Origin of the sequence: Aquirufa echingensis, from assembly GCF_042714525.1 — a bacterium.
GTDB lineage: Bacteria > Bacteroidota > Bacteroidia > Cytophagales > Spirosomataceae > Aquirufa > Aquirufa echingensis.
The window spans coordinates 90,233-110,264 of sequence record NZ_JBBKYA010000005.1 but is presented as its reverse complement, the minus strand read 5'-3'; the positions used below and the strand labels follow the sequence as shown (position 1 = coordinate 110,264).

The window sequence follows — 20,032 nt, the reverse complement described above, 5'->3', positions numbered from 1 at the left end:
CTGTATGTATTCCTAATTTTCATGAAATTTACTTTTTGGGGACAAAAGTTGGCCTGTAATTCCGATTATGAAATAAATTTTTTTTCAGGTTTAATTTCAGGTAATATGGCCTCCAACAGCCGCTCAAAAGATTCTTCTACGAATAATTCCGTTGAAATTTCAATGAAATAATTCTTTGGTACTTCAAAGGGACTGCTTATTCCCGTGAAATCAGGGATTTTATTTTCAATGGCTTTCTTGTATAATCCTTTGGGATCTCGTTGAATACATGTTTCCACGCTGCTATTTGTGTAAACTAAATAAAAGTTTGATGGACCAATGATTGACTCTGCCAAATCACGGATTTCCTCAGTAGGCGAAATGAAACAAGTTAAGGTAATTAATCCTGCGTCATTGAGTAATTTACTTAGCTCAGCAATCCGACGAATATTCTCCATGCGGTCTTCGAGTGAAAATCCTAAATCACGGTTTAAATGCATTCGAGTATTATCTCCATCCAAGAGCACAGTTTTGTATCCCATGTCGAATAGATGTTTCTCTAACATTTTAGAAAGTGTCGACTTTCCCGATCCCGAAAGCCCACTAAACCAAATATTGATGCCTTTCTGATTAAATGCTCGCTCTTTTTCTTCCTTGCTAATTGGCATCATTTCCTCATTCAGGTGATGAATTACCTGGCTCTTCGTTTTTCGTCGGATACCTGCTTCCACATTGATCCAGATAATTTCATGAAAGAAATACAAAAATGGTTTAAAGAAGAATTCAAAAAGGCTCAAGGTAAAGCCCATAGCCATTTGCCCTGTGTTTATATAGACGAAAATAAATGTCAATGTAGACGAGATGACCCGATAGCTAATCGTCTTAAATACCGCGTAGTTGACCTTATTCTTTATTCTTTCGAAGGGATTGCTAAACATAAGGATTTTAGTTTTTGATAAAGTTGTTGGCATCTGATCAATAAACTCTCAGAAAAAACTTCTTCGTTGCTCTGATAAATCGGGGCTTGATAGGCCGATATATTCACTGGTTGGACTTCAAAGTCCCACATTTTGGCTATTTGTGTCATGACTTCATTGGGTCGCCCACAGAGATCGTTGAAATCGACCAAAATCCAATCGGGGGAGAAGTGGGCCATTAAATATTGGTAGTAGTTCAGCCATGTGACCAACCAATACTCCAAGTGCAATGGGTTTAGGCAGTTTAATTCGGTATTTAAGGCCTCATCTTTTAAATCGAATGATTTGAGATGCATACCAAATTCATGATGTCCTAAGCTGTCAAAATAGGTCCGACTAAATGCATCTTTTTGATGCATGTCTAGAAATCGGACATGTTGTTTCAATAAGGAAGAGGCATGCGCAAAAGGCTCACGGATGGCAAATAGAAAATGCGTATCCAAGATAGTTTGGTTCATGAACCCATGCAGGCGCAGAATTGTATTGTTGTTCTTGGTCAAATAGGTGCTTTGCTTCGCCTTAAATAAATGCAGTTGAATGAAGTTTTTGTATTCCCTCAGGTCGGATTTGCTTGGCTCATGTAGGGCCATTTGCTTATCAAGTATGTATTTTTCACCTATTTGATTTTTCCAGAAAATTTCATCAATCGCCTCCGGGCTTTCTTCATTGATTAAAATATTATCTCCGTGGGCGCGCTCTTGGGGTTCTGATACCTTTTTATTTCCTCGCATATTCGTTGCTACATTGGGCATAAAAAGAAAGGGGAGATATTGATAGGACAGGGAATGTCCTATTCTCAAATTGACTAAATGATTGAGTAAAGCAGTTGTGCCTGAACGAGCTAATCCCGATATGAAAATGGTCCGAGGGTTAATGGAAGAAGATTTGGCTAGAAATAGGCTTTTTTCTAAGTCAAAGCTTATCTCGTTAAACATGGGATTTCCCACGCTGAGCCGGTGCAAGTACTGCTCAAAAAGCGAGTAATTATTTTTCATATTTGTGATGAAAAAGGAGTAGCCCAACGAGAAATCCAATAAGATTAATAACGCTCGAAAGCAGCATAATATTCATCAATTGAATTTCATTCCAAAAGATCCAACCAAAGAACCCGAATGGCACCAAAGTCACGAAGGTGATAATAAATAGGATAATGGAAGTCTTGAAGAGATTCCGAGAATGCATGAGTATCCCTTGCTGTTTGATATCATCTGAACTGTCCGATTGAATTAAGGTGAGCATAGCATGATTCAAATGCAAAATAGTTTTCAATTTGGGCATAAAATCTAGCCGCAAGAAGATTATGCTCGACACAAATCCAATCAAGCCAGCGATACAATAAATCATGTGTTATACCTCCTCTTCTTTTTTTCTGAATTTTCGATAAAGCTTCTTAAAGGGATACCAAAGGATAGCAAACAAGGACATGATCAGCGAAATAATAATTCCCAATACGGCAGCAAAAAGCCCTCCGCCCATTCCCGGACCTATATACAAGTAAATTGACATTATTATTGAGTTGAGAGTTTATATTCTTCCTTTGTGTAATAACGGCTCCAGCCTAACATCCCTATGTAATCATCATTTATACGATTTACATAAGTTCCTTTGACCCCCTTGGAATCTCCAAAGAGGATGCGACCAAAATTGGTTTCCTCGACAAATAGCTGCCCATCAGGTAAAATGCGAGAGCGGCCTTCTGTCAATGTTTTGATCTTTCCGTACTTAAACATTTGGGTATAAGGTGTGCTTACCTTGCCCGACTTGAAATTGTAAACATATTGATTGTTGTGCCCATGTATTAAATAGGATTTGCCATTAAAATCTGTCACATCATTACCAAAAACGCCGATTTCCGTATCATTCAAGAAATCACAATCATGTTGGAAATTCCAAGGACCCGTTTTGAACCAAATAATTTTGTTGGTAGATGGCCGATATAAAAACACGGAACTACGGTTTCGCATACTAATCAACAAATCGCCTTTTTGCCAATATTTAGTCGTTTTGAAAGCGGGTTGAATATCATTGACATGAATAAGGTCCTGCGTATTTGGGCCTGTGTTGAATAGGATGTATTGGTAATTGTTTTCGATAAGTATATCGTAAATGGACTTTTTGAAAATGGTTTTGCCATTATCAGGATTTAGTTTGAAAATTCCATCATCCCAAATAGTTGAATGAATAGAATGTCCATTCACGGCTCGATTAATAGTACCGCAAACCCAAATGGAATTCTCCGCATCTAATTCAATGGAGTGATGAAAATTTCCATCATTTTTCCATTTTACCATTGAGTTTTTGTCGAATCGATATAAAATTCCATCCGCAATGGTGATCAAATCCTTTTTTAATAAAAGTGGGTGAGTCATACGAAGGTTGAACTTGGAGATATTTTTTAACTCAAGGTCATCAAAATTGGGTTGCCAGCGTTGTACAACCTTCTTTTTTTCTAGATCCAAAAGTTGAATCTCTGCCAACTGGTTTTCTGAGCTTAGCGTTGAAATAAGTAAATATCCAGACATATTTTTGGTCCGATATTGATCTATTTGATTGGGGATTGCCAATTGTGAAGGCCCCAAGCCGGTATACACAATTAATTCGTGGAAAAAAACGCTCGGAACTTTGGCTATTTTAATGATTATATCAGCCGTGCTTTTTTCGATTCGTTGGCCACCGGCCATAATATGCCAGACTGCCCACGCAAATAGGAAATTCGATACAAATAGTATCCAAATTAGGAGTAATAATAATCTTTTCAAGTAGAACACAGAGTTTTCATCAATTTAGATTAATAATGTTGAATTTCTATCCTGATAAGTGTGGCTCTTGTACCATTTTGGAAATTTGGACCAAAATAGGTCATGAGCTTAATGATTCGGCATTTATCAAATATATCTGATTATTCTAGGTGAATATTATATGATAATTCTGATTATCAGTTACTTATATTCATTAAGCAGGATAGAGCCACTTAAGCTCTTTTTTATTTTAGGGCTTTTGTCGGTACCTTTAGTGATTCATTCAATTCTTGAATTTTGTACGGTCGGATTCTTTTATTTAGCTTTTTTATTTTAACATTTTTTTGTGCTGATGCCCAGCACATTGCCCGACTTCGCTTTGAAGATGATTTCTCCTATTTAAAAACAGATAGCTCCGCCAAGTCTTGGGACGAACGATTGAAGTTTATGCCTATGGCAAAAGACCTAAATCTCAGTGTAGGCGGCGAGTGGCGAGAACAATACCAGAATTATACGAATGCCAATTTTGGGCAATTCCCCGCTTCCTTTACAGAAGCCAGCCCGCATCAATGGATGCACCGCATGATGCTGCATGGCGATTTACATTATCGAAATGCCTTGCGTCTTTTTGTTCAATTGAATAACACAACAAGATCGCTGAATCCCAATCCGATCACTTCGCAATTGGACGAAAACCAATTGGCCGTACATCAATGGTTTTTGGAGGCAAATGTAAATAAGCATTGGTTGTTGCGGGCTGGCCGACAAGAAATGATGTTCGGCCAAGAGCGCTTTGTGGCGACGAAGGAGGGGCCTAATACCCGTCAAAGTTTTTTAGGTGTAACGGCGGAAGGGAAATATCCCGGTTATCGATTATATGCTTTTTATGTAAAACCGGTCAAAATGAACCCTGGTGTATTTGACGATGGGCTCATGTCTGAAGATTTTGGCGGGATATATGCGGTAAAAACGGATAAAAAGCGGAAATTAAATATGGATGCCTATTATTTCTTTTTGGAAAGTACCCAGCGGGAATATGTATTCAAAAAGGGATTAGAGCAGCGTCATACGGCCGGAATTCGGTTTTATTCCCCACTTCGTTCGTTGAACTATGACGTGGAAATTGCTCACCAATGGGGGCAGTTTAATGCACTCGAAATTTCCGCATGGATGTTTGTATGGGATTTTAATGTAGAAGCTTTGAAACACAGCTTCATTGGTTTTAGCGGTAATTATGTTCCCGGAGATGAGTCGGCGACGGACGGACAGTTAAATACATTTAATACCTTATTCGCCCGACCACCCTTCGGTCAAACGGTTGCTTTGAATATCACGAATACCTTGAACTTAAGCCCCTATCTTCGTTATCAAGCGGGTACAAAATGGTTGGCCACAGCAAGAGCATCTTTGGTAACGCGTGCGAGTACAGCGGATGGAATTTTCACCCCGAATATGTCGCCTTTGCGGCCTTTGGAAGCTCAAGCAGTTTCGTCTAAATTAGGTATTTGCGACATCTATGCGCTGGAAGTTAATTATGTTCCTACGAAACATTATTTCTTTCAGGCTGAATTGGGATTTTGTCAAGCCGGAACCTATTTGAAAGATTCAGGTCCCGGCAAGAATGTCGTTTATTTCGCAATTCGGAATGCGATTAAATTTTAGCCTTCTCGCGAATACTCCACAATAATAAATAGCAAATCGCTCCATTGAGTATCAGTTTGGCAAAGCCAAATCCGCCAAACAACGCCTGCGATTGTGTTTCCAGTACAAATGTGATGATGGGGGATGCTACACAGACAAAAGGAACATAGCGATCTTTAATGGCTGTTTTGGTGAATAATCCAAAGGCAAAGAGGCCCAACAAAGGTCCATAGGTATAGCCCGCCAAATTGAATACTGCCCCGATCAATTCCTGATTATTAAACACATGGAATAGCCCAATCACGATGAAAAATAAGATTGAAAATCCAATGTGAACGCGGTGTTTAATCTTTTCGCGTTTGGCCTCTTGAAATTTCTCAATCCGTAAGAAATCGATGCAAAATGACGTTGTTAGTGCCGTTAACGCTGAATCCGAACTCGCATAGGATGCCGCAATGATGCCCAATAAAAAGGTCACGGCCGCTAAGGTACCAAAGTTGCCTCCTAAGGCCAGTAATGGATATAATTCGTCAGTTTTAGTAGGAATCGCAATCTGATTTGCTTGTGCATAGATGTACAATAAAGCACCTAAAGCCAAGAATAGGAGATTGATAAACAAGAGTACCCAGTAGAACCAGAACATGTTTTTCTGCGCCTCACCAATGGATTTACAGGTTAAATTCTTTTGCATTAAATCCTGATCCAAGCCTGTCATCACAATAGCGATAAATACTCCAGCCAAGAAGTCTTTTCCAAAGAAATGTGGGTTCTTCCAATCCCATTCAAACATGTGTGAATAAGGGCTTTTTTGGATGGTTTGAATCATCTCTCCAATGCCCATGTGCATTTGTTGGCCTACCAATACAATCGTAATGAATAGCGCCACCAACAAAAACAAAGTCTGCAAAGTGTCCGTCCAAATAATCGTTTTTACGCCTCCGCGATGTGTATACAACCAAATAAGCGCAATGGATATAAAAACAGTTAAGACAAATGGAACGCCAATCGGCTCGAAAATGGCGATTTGAAGTACATTTACCGCTAAATACAAGCGCGCAGCCGAGCCAATGGTGCGAGATAATAAGAAAAATGCAGAGCCGGTTTTATAGGCCCAAAATCCAAAGCGTTTCTCCAAATAACCATAAATGGAAATGAGGTTGAGCCGGTAATACAGCGGCATCAATACCAATGCAATGGTTAAATAGCCCAAGGAATGGCCTAATATGACTTGGTAATAGGTGAAATATGTTTTTCCCACCGCGCCAGGCACCGAAATAAAGGTAAGACCTGAAATAGAAGTTCCAATCATCCCGAAGGCTACGAGCCACCAAGGAGATTGCCGATTTGCCGTGAAAAAGTCGTTGGTATCCGCTCCACGCGACGTGATGTATGAGATGACGAGTAGAAGTCCAAAATAGATGGCTAGAATTCCACCGGCTAATTGTACAGACATAGAGGTTTAACGGATTTTTAGTAGATTTGTATGAGGTGAATTAATTCTTTCAAAAATATGGATTTCTCCCAAGATATTGATTTGATGAACGGTTTTTCTTTTGCAGAACAAGCGCAAGAACAAACGGATGTTGAGGTCTTATTGGAAGAGGCTACCTCATTCGGTCATCAATTAGTGGTCTACAATGATGATGTTAATTCCTTTGAATATGTGATTATTACCTTGATCGAGGTGTGTGAACATACCGCCGAACAAGCCGAGCAATGTACCTTAATGATCCATTTTCGGGGTAAATGTGGCGTGAAGTCGGGACTTTATGAGGATTTGCTAAGCATGCGCAATGAAATATGCCGAAGAGGTATTTCGGCTGAAATTGAATCTGTTGATATTTAACCTATGATGCATACGTACCCTTCTCGGATTATAGAACAGGCGGTGGAAGAGATTTCCAAATTGCCGGGTATCGGGAAGAAATCTGCTTTGCGTTTAGCTTTACATTTATTAAAACGCCCAGAATCGCAATCCTTGCAATTAGCACATGCCTTGGTTCAGTTGCGTACGGAAACGAAGTTTTGTCCTAAATGTCACATGATTTCCGATGGGGATTTATGTGGGATTTGTGCCAGTACAAAGCGAGATGAGAAGATTTTATGTGTGGTGGAGGATTTGCGTGATGTGATGGCCATTGAAAATACGGGACAATACACAGGCTTATACCATGTGCTGGGAGGCATTATTTCGCCTTTGGCAGGTGTTTCGCCAAGTGACCTACACATTGATTCCTTGATCCAACGGATTGCTTCAGGCGAGTTTGATGAAGTGATTTTAGGTTTGAGTCCTACGATGGAAGGGGATACGACAGCTTTTTATTTAACGAAGAAATTGGCGGAATATTCGATTAAAATATCCACCATTGCACGCGGTATCCCGATTGGAGGGGATTTAGAGTACACAGATGAGATTACTTTAGGTAGGAGTATCGTAGGTCGGGTGATTTACGAATAACCAAAATATTCAAAATGAAACGCAATACATTTTTACAATTGATGGGAGCCGGAGCGCTTTTATCAAGTTTTCGTTCTCGCCAGGTAATGGAAAATGCTCCATTTACCTTGCCAGCATTGCCTTATGCTTTTGATGCCTTGGAGCCGCATATTGATAAGTTGACGATGGAAATTCACCACGATCGCCATCATAAAGCTTATGTGGATAATTTAAACAAGGCTGTAGGTGCTTCTACGAAATCATTGGAAGAGCTTTTAGCTACCGTTTCTACACAGCCTGTAGCTGTTCGCAACAATGGGGGTGGACATTGGAACCATAGTTTTTTCTGGCAATTATTAGCTCCTGCAACAGGAAAACAACCAAGTGCAGAATTATTGGCCCAAATTCAAAAGGACTTTGGTTCATTAGAAAATTTAAAAGCAGAATTTGGCAAGGCGGCAACGTCGCGTTTTGGTTCGGGTTGGGCTTGGTTACTCGTGAAGGATGGTAAATTGGTTATTTCATCTACTCCCAACCAAGATAATCCGTTAATGGATGTCGCAGAGGTGAAAGGGAAGCCTATTTTGGCTTTGGATGTTTGGGAACATGCTTACTATTTAAAGTATCAAAATAAACGTGCTGATTACATCAATGCGTTTTGGAATGTTGTTAACTGGGATTTTGTGTCCCAACAATTTATTAAATAATTATATGTTACTAGACGAAATCCCTTCCTTGGATTTGGCTGATTTTCAGTCGGGAGACCCTGTGCGCAAGCAAAAATTTGTTCAAGATTTAGGTGCTGCATTTAATACGATTGGCTTTGTTGCCATCAAAGGCCATGGTTTATCTGATGACTTTACAAAAGCTTTATACCAAGGAGTTGAAACCTTTTTTCAGTCTCCAGACGCTTTAAAACAAGCCTATGAGATTCCAGGTATTGCGGGTCAAAGAGGTTATGTAGGTAAAGGAAAAGAGACTGCCAAAGGCTTCAAAGTGCCTGATTTGAAGGAATTTTACCATGTGGGCCAACCGCATAAAGCGGATGGAGATTCCGTTTGGGATGAATATCCCGCGAATGTGTTTCCTGCCGAATATCCGGAATTTGGGATGAATACAGTTAAAGCATTTCAAACCTTAGAAGCGGCAGGAAAGGCTTTATTAGCCGCAATTGCTCTTTATTTAGAATTACCTGAGGATTATTTTGAGTCCCGCGTGAAAAATGGAAACTCTATTTTACGTGCCATTCATTATTTCCCAATTGCGGATCCAGATAGTTTGCCGGAAGGTGCTGTTCGTGCGGCAGCGCATGGGGATATCAACTTGATTACCTTGTTGATGGGTGCCTCAGCTGAGGGATTGGAAGTTTTGCGTATGGACGGAAAATGGATTCCGATTACTGCCTTGCCAGATCAGGTTGTGGTGAATGTGGGTGATATGTTGGATCGCTTGACCAACCACAAACTAAAATCAACGATTCACCGCGTGGTCAATCCACCACGTGAAAAAATGGGAACATCGCGTTATTCCATTCCCTTTTTCATGCATCCACGCTCTGAAATGGATTTGAGTTGTTTGCCTTCTTGTGTTTCGACAGAATATCCGAAATTATATACGGATATGTCGGCAGGCGAGTTTTTGAATGAGCGATTAATCGAATTAGGATTAAAGAAAAAATAAATTGAAACAGCCAAAGCATCTGAATTTTTTATGGGATGTATTGATCTTGGCTGCAACATCATTTGGAGGGCCACAGGTACACTGGGCCCTTTTTTTGAAACGTTTAGTTCATCAAAAAGCTTATTTGTCGGAAGAAGAATTGTTTGAAATTCAGGCACTCTGTTCCGTATTACCCGGACCCACATCCACGCAAATGATTACGGCCATCGGATTAAAGCGGGGTGGGGCAAGTTTAGCTTATTTAACCCTCATTGTGTGGATTACGCCTGCCGTTTTCATTATGACGGCAGCGGCATACGGGATGACCTATTTGACTAATCGAGCAGTGCTCCAATTTGTTTTGCCTGTTGGAATTGGTCTGATCTTGCAAGCGGGCTGGATGATGGCTCAGAAGGTGATTCGAAGCCCGATGTACGTCTTTATATTCTTATTAACCTTAGCTCTGGGGATTGCATTTCAAAGTCCTTATATCTTTCCGCTTGTTCTAGTCTTGGGCGGAGGAATCTCTTCGCTGAATTTTAAGGAATTTCCCCGACAGAATAAACACAAGATGATTATTCCCTGGGCTAATTTCAATTTGTATTGGGGATTCTTATTTGGATTAGCCATTTTGGGGCATGTGACGGATTATTATCCAATTCGCATGTTCGAAAATTTCTACCGGAATGGAAGTATCGTTTTTGGGGGAGGACAAGTTTTGGCTCCAGTGCTCTATACCGAGTTTGTTGAATTTAAAGGCTTGATTCGCTCGGATGATTTTTTGACTGGGATGGCACTTTCACAATCCCTTCCAGGACCAGTATTCGCCTTGACCTCTTATTTAGGCGTATTGTTGATGCGTGATTATGGATTTTTAGGCGAGTTGACGGGTAGTGCGATTGGTGCACTGGGTGTGTTTTTACCCGGAACGTTCTTGATCTTTTTTGTGTATCGGATTTGGGGCCAACTGAAGCAGTATCGCTTTATTCGGGCTTCTTTGGCGGGTATTCAGGCCTCGTCGGTTGGGTTGACGATCGTTGCTGTTTATACCTTTATGTCGCCTTTAATCGTCAACGGCGATGGGGTTGCCATCGCCGTTGTATTGGGTTCTTTTCTATTAGCGCAATCGGGGAAATTCCCAGCTATTGCCTTGTTTTCAGCCGCATTATTGGCCGGCTACCTCTTAGCGTAAAAGATTTAATAAGTATTGTCCGTATCCGCTTTTAACCAAAGGCTTCGCGATAGTTTCTAATTGTTCAGCATTGATATAGCCCATGCGATAGGCAACTTCCTCTATACAGCCAATTTTCATACCTTGACGCTCCTCGATTACCTGAACGAATTGGCCCGCTTGCATCAAAGAGGCAAATGTGCCCGTATCCAGCCAAGCTGTTCCACGGTTTAGGATACCTACAGATAATTTTCCGCGTTTCAAATATTCTTTGTTGACATCCGTGATTTCGTATTCACCACGAGGAGAAGGAGCGATATTTTTGGCAATTTCAACTACATCATTGTCGTAGAAATAAAGTCCTGGAACCGCATAATTGGATTTCGGATTTTCAGGTTTCTCTTCGATCGAAATCACTTTATTGTTGTCATCAAATTCCACAACACCATAGCGTTCAGGGTCATTAACCGAATAGGCATAAACCACACCACCGTCAGGATCATTGTTGGCCTGCAACAATTTACTCAGTCCAGAACCATAGAAGATGTTATCTCCTAAGACCAAAGCCACTTTTTCTTTTCCAATGAACTTTTCTCCAATGACAAATGCTTGTGCCAAACCATTCGGTTCCGGTTGAACGGCATATTCGAATTTACATCCAATGCTTGAACCATCGCCTAACAATTTCTCGAAATGGGGGAGGTCATGTGGGGTTGAGATAATCAAGATCTCACGTATCCCAGATAGCATCAAGATGGATAGGGGATAATAGATCATCGGTTTGTCATAAACAGGCATTAATTGCTTGCTTACAGCGAGTGTTAATGGGTGTAAACGGGTGCCAGATCCTCCGGCTAAAATGATTCCTTTCATCTTATCTTCCTTGATACATGTTTGTATAATATTTCTGGTAATCGCCTGATGTGACATCATTTAGCCACTTTTCATTTGATAAATACCAGTCGACTGTCTTCTCTAGTCCCTCGGCAAATTGAAGGCTTGGTTTCCAGCCCAATTCTTTCATGATTTTATTGGCATCGATTGCATAGCGCAAATCGTGTCCTGCACGATCCGTTACATAAGTAATTAATTGAACGGATGTACCAGCTGCGCGGCCTAATTTTTCATCCATAATCTTGCACAATAAGTGTACCAAGTCGATGTTTTTCCATTCGTTGAAACCACCGATGTTGTAGGTCTCGCCGATTTTCCCATCGTGGAAAACGGTATCAATCGCACGAGCATGGTCGATGACGTATAACCAATCCCGCACATTTTCGCCTTTTCCGTAGACCGGAAGTGGTTTATTGTTGATGATGTTGTGAATCATCAAGGGAATTAATTTTTCAGGAAAGTGATTTGGCCCGTAATTGTTTGAGCAATTTGTGATCACCGTAGGCAAACCATATGTCTCATGAAAAGCACGTACAAAGTGATCTGAAGAAGCTTTAGAAGCTGAATAAGGTGATCTTGGATCATAAGGAGTCGTTTCTAAGAAGAACTCTTCCGGATTGTGCAATTCTCCATATACCTCATCTGTAGAGATGTGGTAGAATTTTTTACCTTCAAATTTCCCAGCCCAATGCTTTTTGGCAGCTTGTAATAAGTTGACCGTTCCGATAACATTCGTTTTTACAAATGCCAAAGGATCTGAAATCGAGCGATCTACGTGTGATTCGGCAGCTAAATGCAAAACGCCATCGAATTGATGTTCTGCAAATAATGCATCTATATGTTCCGCATCGGTGATATCGGCTTTGATGAAATGATAATTGGGCTTATCCGCAACATCTTCATTGTTGGCCAAATTACCCGCATAGGTCAATGCATCTAAGTTGTAAATTTGGTATTCAGGGTATTTGTTGACGAATAATCGAACAACATGTGAACCAATAAATCCAGCACCGCCGGTAATAACGAGTTTTTTCATATACTTATAAAATTGCTTCTTGCCATGCCCAAGCGTCTTTTAATGACTCTTCTAGGCTTCTTTTGGCTTTCCAATCTAATATTTTATTTGATTTATCCGTGGAAGCATAAACGGACGTTATGTCGCCAGCTCGTCTTTCGCAGATTTCATAATTGACTTTTTTACCTGTGGCCTTTTCAAAGGCTTGAATGACTTGCAAAACAGAACTGCCTTCTCCGGAACCGATGTTGAAGTAGTCGTAGAATGGTGTTTGATTTTGCTTGATTAAGTATGCCAAAGCTTTGACATGAGCATCTGCCAAATCGCATACATGAATATAATCGCGAATGGCAGTTCCATCAGGTGTAGGATAATCTGTTCCCCAAATTTGCAAGGGTCCGCGTAATCCTGCGACCGATTGGGTTAAATATGGGATTAAATTTGCGGGTGGTCCTAGCGGTAATTCTCCGATTTTAGCGCTTTTATGTGCCCCAATGGGGTTGAAATAGCGTAAAGAGATCGACTTCAATTGCTGGCTTGCTCGCGTGCTTTCTTCAATGATTTCCTCGCAAATTTGTTTGGTATTTCCATAGGGCGATAAAGCCTTCATAACCGGCGAGTTTTCTGTCACCGGTAGTGTTTCAGGTTGGCCGTAAACCGTGCAAGAAGAAGAGAAAACTAAGTTTTTGACACCATATTCCTGCATCTTTTCTAATAACAAGATAGTAGCCCCAACATTATTGCGGTAGTATTTCAAGGGATTTTCAACAGATTCTCCTACTGCCTTCGCTGCAGCGAAATGAATGACTCCCTCAATGTTATAATGAGTGAAAACCGTGTCTAAGGTCGCATGAAGGTTGATATCCCCTTGAACAAATTCTACCGGTTCTTGGCATATTTCGGCCAGTTGGCGAATGACTGAATCAGATGAATTCGAAAAATTATCGACAATAATCGGTCTAAAGCCATGTTCTTTGAGGGCAACATAGGTATGTGACCCAATAAAACCTGCTCCTCCCGTTATTAAAATATTCATGATAAGCCTTTTCGCATTGATGCAACCACAAATTTAGTCCCATTTTTCAGCTTAAAAAAGGGAATATGGGAATAATGTTTAGAGCATTTGACACACGCAATAAATTAGCTATTTTTGTGCATCAAAATGTATCCATGGAAGAACCCGCAATCAAAGCTATGATTCAATTACTAGACGATTCCGATCAGGAGGTCGTTGATATGGTTGAAGCCAAAATGCGTTCTTTGGGCCCTCAAATCATTCCGATTTTAGAAAATGAATGGGAGAATTTGAGTCTTAATCCTTTGGTTCAGAGTAAGTTGGAGAATATGATTCATGATTTCCAACTCGATTCCACGAAACAGCGATTGTTGCAGTGGAAGGAGAGTGGGGGTATGGATTTATTGGAAGGCATGTGGATTGTCGCTACCTACCGTTTTCCGGAATATTCATTTGCGCAATTGAAAGCGGATATGGATCAATTGTATTTCGAGGTTTGGCCTCAGATTCGCGAGAATTTGCATCCGATGGATCAATTGAAGGTGATTAATGGCGTGTTGTTTGACCAATTGAAATTTGGGGCAAATACGAAGAATTTTCATGCTGCCAATAATTCCTTTTTAAATGTCGTTTTGGAAACGAAAAAGGGTAATCCGATCAGTCTTTGTGTAATTTACATGTGGATTGCTCAAAAATTAGGACTTCCTGTATATGGAGTTAATTTGCCTAATTTATTTGTTTTGACCTATAAGAAGGATGAAGTGCAATGTTACATCAATGTCTTCAACAAGGGTTTGATTTTTAATAAGGTTGATATCGATAATTATTTGGCTCAATTAAATTTAACGCCAAACGATGTGTATTTTCAACCTTGCACAAATTTGGAAATTATTCGTCGGGTCCTGCGAAACCTCATCATGGCTTATGAAAAAGCGGGAGATGATTCGCATAAAGATGAGCTGACGGATATGATTGATTCCTTGGATTAGTGATTGACCAAGGTGATTACGAAATCATCAAAGAGTTCATAAGCGACCTTAAACGAATCTTCTTGGTTTACCTGCGCGCTCAATAGATCGCTGTTAAATTGTAATCCGATGGCTTTTTGGAAGGATAAGCCTGGCTGTTTCCAAGCTTTATAAATGGATTCTTTTGCCGACCACGCCAATGTAAGCTTCAGCGCATCTTCTTTTAACAGCTCCAATTCCGTAGGATTCAGAAAGCGAGGGGCTATTTTTTGCACATTCCGATCATTTTTTTCGAGATCAATACCTGTAAACGGCTTTTTACTGATACATGCTGCAGCGTAAGGGTAGGAGTGACTGATCGAAATATGCCAAATGGGATGGTTTAAAAATGGTCGTTGTCTGTAATCCTGATTTAATACTAAGGTTGCTAAATCCAACGATTTCATTAATTCCCACAGGCAATAACGCGCAGCGAGCGATTCGAGGCTTTTCTGTGCTACGTTAATTGAGGGCATTGCCCAAGATGCAGGGAATTTTTGAAAGAAATCGGCAGCTTCTTCAATTTTCCAAAGTTTGACATAGGTGTCATGGCTAGGGTTCGAAAGCTGTGATGAAATTTCGGGCATAAGGGTTGAATTGCTGGTAAAATTACCAATTTTGTAATTATAATTTATGTCAACATTGAAAATAGACCGGATTGATACATTTGCTGGGCATCGTGGTGCCGTTTATGCGCTCTCAAAAGGCCCTGAATCGCATTTGTTTTTCTCAGCAGGTTCGGATGGTTGGGTGGTTCAATGGAATTTACAAAAGCCTGATCTAGGAAAAGTTGTCGCGCAAATCAGTGGTTCTATTTATGCGATGGCTTATGATGAAAACTCCGGAATCTTGTGGGTTGGCCAAAATTTCGAAGGCGTGCATGGAATCTTGGTTTCCGATCAAACACGTGTTTTTTCGATTCAATTGCCGCAATTAGCGATTTATTCGATTGAAATAATGGATGGAAATGTTTGGGTCGGCCATCAAGATGGTCTCATTACGGTGATTGATCAAGCGGCTCAAGCCGTAAAAAAACGTATTAAATCCGGTGAGGATAATGTGCGTTGTTTTTGCAAAATCCCAGGAGGGAACATGGCAATCGGGTCGAGTGATGGATATATACGGGTTTTTAAACCGGATTTTTCGCTCGAAAATGCGTGGTTGGCGCATTCAAACAGTGTATTTTCCATCATACAACATGAGGATAGTTTAATCAGCGTTGGGCGTGATGCGCATATTCGAAAATGGGACATGAAAGGGGAGGTTATTGGAGAAGGAGTTCCTGCGCACATTTATTCCATCAATTCGGTTGTCTTAAGTCCTAGTGGGCAATATTTGGCGACAGGAAGTATGGATAAGACCATTAAAATATGGGAGGCTGGAAGTTTGAAGTTATTGAAGGTATTGGATTTTGCGCGCTATGGTGGGCACAAGAACTCAATTAATCGCTTGCTATGGATGAGTTTTAATGACTTATTGGTTTCCGGGTCGGACGATAAAAATATTTCGGTTTGGAAAATCGATTAACAATTTTTTATAATTTTAGCCTAAATGCTTTTTAATATGCGAATTCCAGAAGTTTCTTTTTCGAAAAGTTTTAGAGGTTATGATGTGCAAGAAGTGAGCGATTATGTACAATCGGTCGCGCTTTTTGAGGAGGAGATGAATCGCCAACAAGCGATTTTGACTGAAAAGGTGCAAGCTTTAGAACAAGAGGTTAATCGCTTACGTGAAGTGGAGAGTTCCTTATTTCGTGCGATGAAATTGGCAGAAGAAGCCCAACAAAATTGGCAAGAAAAAGTTGAAAAAGAAGCTTCGAAAGTATTGGAAGGTGCAAAAAAACAAGCCGACGCTTTATTGGCCTCAGCGGAAAAAGATGCGCAAAAGGCTAAATTATTAGTTGAAAATGAGCGTAAACAATTAATCGGTCAAGTTGAACAAGAAGTAAAAGTGCAAACGCGGGAGTTAAAGCGTTTGGAAAGTATACAGTCGGAAATTGCGGGACAATTAGCGAATTTTGCCCGACAAACCTTGTCGAGTGTAGAGGCCTGGTCGAAGCCTGAGGAGGTGAAACCCGAGCCTAGTAAGCTAGTAGTTAAAAAAGCTAGCCCTGTGAAAAAAAGCGTTTCAAAGGCAAAGCCTGCGACTACACCAGCAAAGCCAGTTAAGAAACCGGCGGTAAAGAAAGGGAAGCATTTGGATGCGTCAACGATAGAGGATGATGGTTTGCCAACTTTGAATAAGGTTTTGGAAGCCTATGCGAAGACAAGTGGTCCACGAGGTAAGGTAGGAGAAATCAATTAGACTATGCAAGAATATCGGGTAGCATTGGAGGATGTGCGTTTTTTTGCATACCATGGCTTATTTCCAGAGGAGCGAATCTTGGGGAATTGGTTTGTGTTATCGGTTAGTGTTTCTAAAGAGGCCAAATCCCTGACGTTTGACAAGCTTGATCAAACCTTTGATTACGGTCAAATCTATACGATTTGTCAGGAAGTGATGGCAGACCCGGTAGATTTGTTGGAAACGGTCGCGCAACGCATTGCTGATCGAATTAAAAAGACATTTAACGGCATGTCACACTATGAGATCCAAATTTGGAAGGAGCAACCGCCGTTGGGGATGTTAGGTGGAAAGTCAAGTGTTTCGTTAATAGAATCCATGGGAAATTAGAATCTCAAAAAAAGCGTGTAAATTCGGAGTAAATTAATAAACTATGCGTCATCAGGTTACGATCAAAGACATTGCCAAGCAGTTGAATGTATCGGTTGCAACTGTTTCACGTGCCTTACGTGATTTGCCTGATATTCATCCGGATACAAAAAAGGCGGTGTTGGATTTGGCGGCAGAATTGGATTATCAGCCCAATGTTTTGGCAGCAAGTTTAGTTAAGAGTAAGACAAAAACGATTGGATTAATTGTGCCTGATTTAGGCTATTATTTTTTCTCTACCGTTGTAAAAGCAATTGAATTAGAGGCGATTAAAGCCGGTTATAGTATTTTGATTACCCAAACGCAAGAATCGTTTGAGCGTGAATTAATCAATATTCAGAACTTATCTCGAAGTCAAGTGGAGGGAATTATCATTTCCTTATCACGTGAAACCGTCAATTTAGACCATATTACGCGTTTGCAACGTCGGGGAATTCCTTTGGTTTTCTTCGATCGCGATAGCGATGAAATCCATGCTTCCAAAGTGATGGTGGATAATGAGCAGTCGGCCTACGAAGCCGTTAAGCATCTTTTAGATAATGGATGTAAGCGTATTGCATTTTTGGCAGGTCCTAAAAACGTCTCTGTAAGCAATCAACGTCGTCTCGGTTATTTGCGTGCATTAGCAGAAGCAGGAATTCAGGAAGATGATTCCTTGATTATACATTCGGATTATTTTCAAGATACCGCGACTTCGCAGACGCATCAATTGATGAAGAGCACGAATCCACCGGATGGTATTTTGGTGGTATCAGACCGTTTGGCATTAGGGGTTTTAGTGGGATTGCGAGAATTGAAAATCGCTGTGCCTGAACAGGTTAAAATTGTGAGTTTCAATAATGAACCCATTTGTTCGGTCGTATCGCCTACGATTTCTTCCGTAGCGCAGCCATTGGAGGAGATAGGTAAGTTGGCTATGAAATTACTCCTCGATCAAATTGAAGGGCGTACGGAAGGCGAAGAGCCACGTATTGAAGTACTAAAGACCCAATTGATGGTTCGAGAATCTTCCGTTAGATCTTAATTTAGGATTTTCAACACTTTTTCTTGTTGCTTGTACACCAAGCGAAGGATGTATCCGCCTTTGGGTAAGGTGTCCATTAGTTCTGCATTGACGATCCCTGCGCGATTTATTTCATTCACTAGCTGCCCTCGTAGGTTGTATATGGAGAGCTGGTCAAAAGGTATTTCGCGCGATTCAAGCATGCTTAATGGGGCATTTACGGTTACATTGAATTTTTCGGTAAAACATTTTTGTGGGTCACTTACCTGGAATGCGCTACTAATTAAGGGATTAACTGTAATTCCTGCACTTGTTTGATTTGTTGACCAATTGTATTGCCCAATCCAGGAAGCGACTAGGTCAGCCGATTTTCCGTAATCCAAGGTTAAATTCGTGTTGGGTTTTAGATTCAGGTTTTTGAAAATGGTGAATTTATCAAGCACATCTCCATTCGTATCTAAAAATTTGGCATCAAATCGATTATTTTCAATTTCTACGTAGAATGATCCATTCGTTGAGGCATTTGAATAATACATGGCTTTGTGCGGGCCGCTGGGTTGAGGAGCTTTGGTTCCTCCGCCTACACCGTTCACCACATATAAAGTTCCGTTCTGGCTGGCTTTATTAGTATCGAATAAATATGGGCAGGAATTTTCGCTGCCATCGTATTTTCCTGAGCTTGTTTGTGGGGTATGAATTAAAGGGTCGAATGTATCAGAAGTTCCTGTATGGCCTTTCATGGGCTTACTTCGTTCGAAGATATGGCTATGGCCGGATAAGACAAGGTCAACGTGGTATTCGTCGAAAATGGGTACTAAAAGATTTCTCAGATTATATAAAGGAAGATTGAAGCCTGTGTTAGAATCTGAATCATAGGATCCTTTTGTGTAGGGTGGGTAGTGAAAATACACAACGGTCCAATCTTGTTGGTTAGCTGCCAAATCCTTTTTTAACCAAGTCATCTGGGCAGATGGACCATCCCAAAGTCTTAGTTTATCCTCGCCCCAGGCATGGGTATCCAGGCAAATAAAATGCACGTTACCGTAGTCAAATGAATAATAGGCTTCATGATTGGATGCTACGCCATTTAATTCCCCATTTTTGGGAAGTGTAAAGTTTTGAAAATAGGCAATGGAAGGGTCATCTTGATTGACAGAAGTGAAGTCGTAATCATGATTTCCGGTCGATGGGAACAAGCCGCTTTGTTTTAAAATAGGGCCATTTTGATATACTTGGAAGAAATTGTTCTGAAAATCAGTGTCAGAGGCGCCTGCGTAAACATTGTCACCTACCGTGATATAAAGGTTTGTGTATTTATTCCCAATAAACTTTTTAAATCCTTCATAAACGTCTAATTGTTGTTGGCCTGGATACATATCCCCCGTACTCCAAAAACTTATTTTGTTTTTAGAGCCTTTGTTCGGAGCTGTTTGAAAGAAATAGGTTGAATCGCCAACACTTTTGGTAGCAGTAACAATCTTATAATAATAGCGGGTATTGCTAGTAAGCGAATCGATTATGAGTTCGTGTTCTTTGGTTTGGGTGGATTGTTTAATTGTGCGCGTAAGTGCGGTAGGGGATTTGCCTACCAAAATGCTGGGCTTTGTTTCTGCATCCGTTCGAAATCGAATGCGGGTGGAATTTGAGGAAACCATTTGTAAATAGGGTCCCCGGGTAATGTTTTGCGCTTGTACTTCTTGAAAAAGTAGGCTCAAAATGCCAACGAAAATGCAAAGAAATAGGTTGGGAAATGTATTTTTCAAAGTCGATGAATTTGATTGTTT

The 20,032-nt window shown here is 40.6% G+C and carries 21 protein-coding genes; 11 read left to right on the top strand and 10 right to left on the bottom strand.

From position 1 onward, the window contains the following. Window positions 1–65: 65 nt before the first annotated feature. The 4 genes from cysC to SKC38_RS10600 all read right to left on the bottom strand — a co-directional run bounded on the left by cysC (window position 66) and on the right by SKC38_RS10600 (window position 3,715). Window positions 66–917: an adenylyl-sulfate kinase gene (cysC, locus tag SKC38_RS10615; protein WP_377977120.1), complete on the bottom strand. Its 852-nt coding sequence runs from the start codon at window positions 915–917 to the stop codon at window positions 66–68. Beyond that, on the bottom strand, window positions 890–1,951 hold the full coding sequence (locus tag SKC38_RS10610) for a hypothetical protein (protein ID WP_377977119.1): 1,062 nt from the start codon (window positions 1,949–1,951) through the stop codon (window positions 890–892). The genes cysC and SKC38_RS10610 overlap by 28 nt, the downstream gene beginning before the upstream one ends. Continuing rightward, the gene (locus SKC38_RS10605; RefSeq protein WP_377977118.1) at window positions 1,941–2,300 is read right to left on the bottom strand and encodes a hypothetical protein; all 360 of its coding nucleotides are present in this window, start codon (window positions 2,298–2,300) and stop codon (window positions 1,941–1,943) included. Before SKC38_RS10605 ends, SKC38_RS10610 begins: the two co-directional genes overlap by 11 nt. Before the next feature lie 164 nt (window positions 2,301–2,464). Beyond that, a complete protein-coding gene (locus tag SKC38_RS10600) occupies window positions 2,465–3,715 on the bottom strand; it encodes an arylsulfotransferase family protein (RefSeq protein WP_377977117.1) in 1,251 nt (416 codons plus the stop codon). Between the two features lie 432 nt (window positions 3,716–4,147). Between SKC38_RS10600 and SKC38_RS10595 the strand changes: the two genes are divergently transcribed. Next, window positions 4,148–5,356, top strand: a complete 1,209-nt coding sequence (locus SKC38_RS10595) for an alginate export family protein (protein ID WP_377977116.1) — start codon at window positions 4,148–4,150, stop codon at window positions 5,354–5,356. Here SKC38_RS10595 and SKC38_RS10590 read toward each other — a convergent pair. Then, window positions 5,346–6,788 (bottom strand): sodium:solute symporter, encoded by a 1,443-nt coding sequence (locus SKC38_RS10590; RefSeq protein ID WP_377977115.1) that lies wholly within the window; start codon window positions 6,786–6,788, stop codon window positions 5,346–5,348. The genes SKC38_RS10595 and SKC38_RS10590 overlap by 11 nt on opposite strands. A 57-nt stretch (window positions 6,789–6,845) precedes the next feature. Between SKC38_RS10590 and SKC38_RS10585 the strand changes: the two genes are divergently transcribed. From SKC38_RS10585 to SKC38_RS10565, 5 genes are read left to right on the top strand one after another with little or no spacing between them, the layout of a single operon-like run. Beyond that, entirely contained in the window at window positions 6,846–7,181 is a 336-nt protein-coding gene (locus SKC38_RS10585) for an ATP-dependent Clp protease adaptor ClpS (protein ID WP_377977114.1), read from the top strand. Window positions 7,182–7,184: 3 nt separating this feature from the next. Next, a complete protein-coding gene (gene recR, locus SKC38_RS10580) occupies window positions 7,185–7,793 on the top strand; it encodes a recombination mediator RecR (protein WP_377977113.1) in 609 nt (202 codons plus the stop codon). 14 nt (window positions 7,794–7,807) lie between these two features. Further along, entirely contained in the window at window positions 7,808–8,479 is a 672-nt protein-coding gene (locus SKC38_RS10575) for a superoxide dismutase (RefSeq protein ID WP_377977112.1), read from the top strand. 4 nt (window positions 8,480–8,483) lie between these two features. Beyond that, window positions 8,484–9,452: an isopenicillin N synthase family dioxygenase gene (locus SKC38_RS10570; protein ID WP_377977111.1), complete on the top strand. Its 969-nt coding sequence runs from the start codon at window positions 8,484–8,486 to the stop codon at window positions 9,450–9,452. Window position 9,453: 1 nt separating this feature from the next. Next, complete coding sequence (locus SKC38_RS10565) at window positions 9,454–10,623, top strand: chromate transporter (protein WP_377977110.1); 1,170 nt, start codon at window positions 9,454–9,456, stop codon at window positions 10,621–10,623. Here SKC38_RS10565 and rfbA read toward each other — a convergent pair. The 3 genes from rfbA to galE are packed head-to-tail and all read right to left on the bottom strand — an operon-like array spanning window position 10,615 to window position 13,547. After that, the gene (gene rfbA / locus SKC38_RS10560; RefSeq protein WP_377977109.1) at window positions 10,615–11,475 is read right to left on the bottom strand and encodes a glucose-1-phosphate thymidylyltransferase RfbA; all 861 of its coding nucleotides are present in this window, start codon (window positions 11,473–11,475) and stop codon (window positions 10,615–10,617) included. The two genes, SKC38_RS10565 and rfbA, sit on opposite strands and share 9 nt — an antisense overlap. A 1-nt stretch (window position 11,476) precedes the next feature. Continuing rightward, window positions 11,477–12,532 carry a dTDP-glucose 4,6-dehydratase gene (rfbB, locus tag SKC38_RS10555; protein ID WP_377977108.1) on the bottom strand — a complete coding sequence of 352 codons (1,056 nt, stop codon included), beginning with the start codon at window positions 12,530–12,532 and terminating at the stop codon, window positions 11,477–11,479. Between the two features lie 4 nt (window positions 12,533–12,536). Next, window positions 12,537–13,547 (bottom strand): UDP-glucose 4-epimerase GalE, encoded by a 1,011-nt coding sequence (gene galE / locus SKC38_RS10550; RefSeq protein WP_377977107.1) that lies wholly within the window; start codon window positions 13,545–13,547, stop codon window positions 12,537–12,539. Window positions 13,548–13,621: 74 nt separating this feature from the next. On the opposite strand from galE, the gene SKC38_RS10545 reads away from it, so the two are divergent. Continuing rightward, on the top strand, window positions 13,622–14,515 hold the full coding sequence (locus SKC38_RS10545) for a transglutaminase-like domain-containing protein (protein ID WP_377977106.1): 894 nt from the start codon (window positions 13,622–13,624) through the stop codon (window positions 14,513–14,515). On the opposite strand, the gene SKC38_RS10540 is transcribed toward SKC38_RS10545, so the two are convergent. Further along, window positions 14,512–15,120 (bottom strand): 4'-phosphopantetheinyl transferase family protein, encoded by a 609-nt coding sequence (locus SKC38_RS10540; RefSeq protein ID WP_377977105.1) that lies wholly within the window; start codon window positions 15,118–15,120, stop codon window positions 14,512–14,514. The two genes, SKC38_RS10545 and SKC38_RS10540, sit on opposite strands and share 4 nt — an antisense overlap. Before the next feature lie 46 nt (window positions 15,121–15,166). Here SKC38_RS10540 and SKC38_RS10535 point away from each other — a divergent pair, with 46 nt between their 5' ends. The 4 genes from SKC38_RS10535 to SKC38_RS10520 are packed head-to-tail and all read left to right on the top strand — an operon-like array spanning window position 15,167 to window position 18,269. Further along, window positions 15,167–16,060, top strand: coding sequence for a WD40 repeat domain-containing protein (locus SKC38_RS10535; RefSeq protein ID WP_377977104.1), 894 nt, complete (start codon window positions 15,167–15,169; stop codon window positions 16,058–16,060). A 24-nt stretch (window positions 16,061–16,084) separates the two neighbouring features. Then, entirely contained in the window at window positions 16,085–16,837 is a 753-nt protein-coding gene (locus SKC38_RS10530) for a DivIVA domain-containing protein (RefSeq protein ID WP_377977103.1), read from the top strand. Window positions 16,838–16,840: 3 nt separating this feature from the next. Next, the gene (gene folB / locus SKC38_RS10525; protein ID WP_377977102.1) at window positions 16,841–17,206 is read left to right on the top strand and encodes a dihydroneopterin aldolase; all 366 of its coding nucleotides are present in this window, start codon (window positions 16,841–16,843) and stop codon (window positions 17,204–17,206) included. A 43-nt stretch (window positions 17,207–17,249) separates the two neighbouring features. Further along, a complete protein-coding gene (locus tag SKC38_RS10520; RefSeq protein WP_377977101.1) occupies window positions 17,250–18,269 on the top strand; it encodes a LacI family DNA-binding transcriptional regulator in 1,020 nt (339 codons plus the stop codon). On the opposite strand, the gene SKC38_RS10515 is transcribed toward SKC38_RS10520, so the two are convergent. After that, the gene (locus tag SKC38_RS10515; RefSeq protein ID WP_377977100.1) at window positions 18,266–20,011 is read right to left on the bottom strand and encodes a purple acid phosphatase family protein; all 1,746 of its coding nucleotides are present in this window, start codon (window positions 20,009–20,011) and stop codon (window positions 18,266–18,268) included. The two genes, SKC38_RS10520 and SKC38_RS10515, sit on opposite strands and share 4 nt — an antisense overlap. Between the last annotated feature and the right edge of the window lie 21 nt (window positions 20,012–20,032).